The organism is Pseudoalteromonas sp. SR45-5 (assembly GCF_014163565.1).
GTDB classification, from domain to species: Bacteria; Pseudomonadota; Gammaproteobacteria; order Enterobacterales; family Alteromonadaceae; genus Pseudoalteromonas; species Pseudoalteromonas distincta.
This window is the reverse complement of the sequence record NZ_JACJDN010000550.1, coordinates 1-2,673: the sequence shown is the minus strand read 5'-3', so window position 1 is coordinate 2,673 and position 2,673 is coordinate 1. Positions and strand designations below refer to the sequence as shown.

Below are 2,673 nucleotides of genomic sequence, written 5' to 3'. Positions count from 1 at the left end.
TTTTTTATTTAGAACAACTAGATACAAAAACTTTTGCTTAGTTCTAGCGTAATTTTCTTAACGTTAATTAGACCCCATACATAAGCAGATTGGTATGATTTAATTCTAACTAACAAACGGAATCATTATGAATAAAGTAACAATGGCCGCTGCGAGCATAGCGCTTGCACTTGGTCTAGTAGGTTGTGGTGAAAAACAACAAGAAGCTAAAGTAACCGACACTCCTGTAGTAACAGCACCCGCTGAAAAGCCACTAGAGCTTGGTATTGAACTAGCGAATATGGATAGTTCAGTACGCGCACAAGACGATTTTTATTATCATGTAAATGGACAGTGGTTAGCAAAAACTGAAATACCAGGTGATAAGTCTAACTACGGTTCTTTTTCGCAGCTATATGATGAGTCACAAAAAGCGATGAAAATTGCCCTTGAAAACGCAGCCGCGAATAAGGCCGCTAAAAAAGGCACTGATGAGTATAAAATTGGCGCATTTTATAAAAGCTACATGAATCAATCTGCGCGTAATGAGCTAGGTATTACGCCATTACAACCGTCATTAGATACAATTGATAGCGTTAAATCTAAAGCTGACTTAGTGGGTTTAATGGCTAAAATTCAAAAACAAGGCGGTACTTTACCGTTTGGTTGGTTTGTAAATAACGATGCTAAAAACTCGAGCGAGTATGCATTGTATTTATCTCAGTCGGGCCTAGGTTTACCAGATCGTGATTATTACTTAAACGATGACGAAAAATTCACTAAAATTCGCGCTTCTTACGAGCAATACATCACAGATGTTTTAGCAAAATCAGGCGTTAAAAATGCAGCAGAAGCTGCCAAGAGCGTACTTGCATTTGAAAAAACACTAGCTGATGCTCAATGGAGCCGTGTGCAAAGCCGTGACGCAACTAAATCTTACAACAAGATGACAGTAGCAGACGCAAGCAAGTTGATGGGGGAGCTTGATTTAGCTGCATTCTTTAAAGATGCAGGTGTGAGTGCAAGTGATATTATTGTACGTCAACCAAGCTACTTAGAAGCACTTGCTACTATTTATAAAGATACTGATTTAGCGACGTGGAAAAACTACTTAAAATTTCATTTTGTAAGTGGTTATGCAGAGCTACTTAGCGAAGATTTAGTTAACCTTAACTTTGACTTTTACAGCACAACACTTCGTGGCGTAGAAGAACAAGCACCTCTTTGGAAGCAAGCGGTTGATGCATCTAACAGTGTACTAGGTGAGATTTTAGGTAAGGTATACGTTAAAGATAACTTCCCCCCAGAAGCTAAAGCACGCATGGAAGAGTTAGTTGATAACGTAATTAAAGGTTATGGCGTTGCTATCGAAAATCTTGAGTGGATGAGCCCTGAAACAAAGCTTGCAGCGAAAGAAAAATTAGATAAATTTACGCCTAAGATTGGTTACCCAGACACGTGGAAAGATTACTCAGAGCTAGAGATTAACTCAGATGAGCTAGTAGGTAATTACATCCGTTATAGCGAATGGGCATACGCAGATATGATTGCTAAATTGGGTAAACCAGTTGATCGCTCTGAATGGCACATGACTCCGCAAACAGTCAATGCTTATTACAACCCAGTAAACAACGAAATTGTATTTCCAGCCGCTATATTACAACCACCATTCTTTAATTTAGAAGCGGATGATGCTGTAAACTACGGCGCAATTGGCGCGGTAATTGGGCATGAGCTTGGCCACGGTTTTGACGACCAAGGTGCTAAATACGACGGTGACGGTAACTTACGTAACTGGTGGAGTGAGACTGACCTTAAGCAATTTGAAGAGCGTACAGCGGCTTTAGTTGCACAGTATAACGAATATAAACCATTTGAAGATGCAAGTGTTAATGGTGAGCTAACGCTTGGCGAAAACATTGGTGACTTAGGTGGGTTAACCGTTGCGCATAAAGCGTATATGCTATCTTTAGGTGATAAAAAAGCACCCGTGATAGATGGTTACACAGGCGATCAACGTTTCTTTATGGGTTGGTCACAAATCTGGCGTCGTAACTACCGCGATGAAGAGTTACGTAATCGTTTATTAACAGACCCTCATTCACCAAGCCACTACCGTGTAATCGGTATCTTGTCGAACATGCCTGAGTTTTACGAAGCGTTTGACGTAAAAGAAGGTGATAAAATGTATATCAAACCAGAAGATCGCGTAAAAATCTGGTAATTGCATTGCTATAAATAACAAAAAACCAGTAAGTTTTTAGCTTACTGGTTTTTTTGTATCTTGAATTTGTTCATCGACTAAGCACGCGTGCATCCATTCTTCGTTACTCAGTATGCTTTTATAAAGCGCGAGTTGGTTTTGTGCTCGCTCTAAATTATGCTCTGCATGAGATACTTTAAAGTACACATCGTTATTTAAGTAATCAGTTAAAAAGCGCACACTTAACATGAGCGGCATTATTTTAGCGCCTAATAATAAGCTTTCTTGCTCTAGTATACTCATGCTACTTTTTAATGGCGTTACATAGCCTTTAACAATGGCTGAAAATATATCTTTTCGAATAACAACGTTGTGTAAGTTTGTTGAATCCTCGGCTTCGGGGGAGCAAAAAAAATTTTAATCCGCAAAGTTCAACAGACCCTAATAATATGAGTAATTTATTGAAACGTCATAACATTGGTCGTTTGTGG

At 39.1% G+C, this 2,673-nt stretch carries 1 protein-coding gene and 1 pseudogene; one reads left to right on the top strand and one right to left on the bottom strand.

The features are described 5' to 3' along the window. Positions 1 to 127: 127 nt before the first annotated feature. Positions 128 to 2,203 (top strand): M13 family metallopeptidase, encoded by a 2,076-nt coding sequence (locus tag H5072_RS16345; protein WP_182694130.1) that lies wholly within the window; start codon positions 128 to 130, stop codon positions 2,201 to 2,203. 36 nt (positions 2,204 to 2,239) lie between these two features. On the opposite strand, the pseudogene H5072_RS16340 reads toward H5072_RS16345, so the two are convergent. Further along, a pseudogene (locus tag H5072_RS16340) lies at positions 2,240 to 2,593 on the bottom strand (aminoglycoside phosphotransferase family protein); the annotation flags it as partial. Between the last annotated feature and the right edge of the window lie 80 nt (positions 2,594 to 2,673).

Bases quoted from the DNA above. Each gene is read 5' to 3' on its own strand.
- H5072_RS16345 (WP_182694130.1), top strand. From the start codon at position 128: ATGAATAAAGTAACAATGGCCGCTGCGAGCATAGCGCTTGCACTTGGT.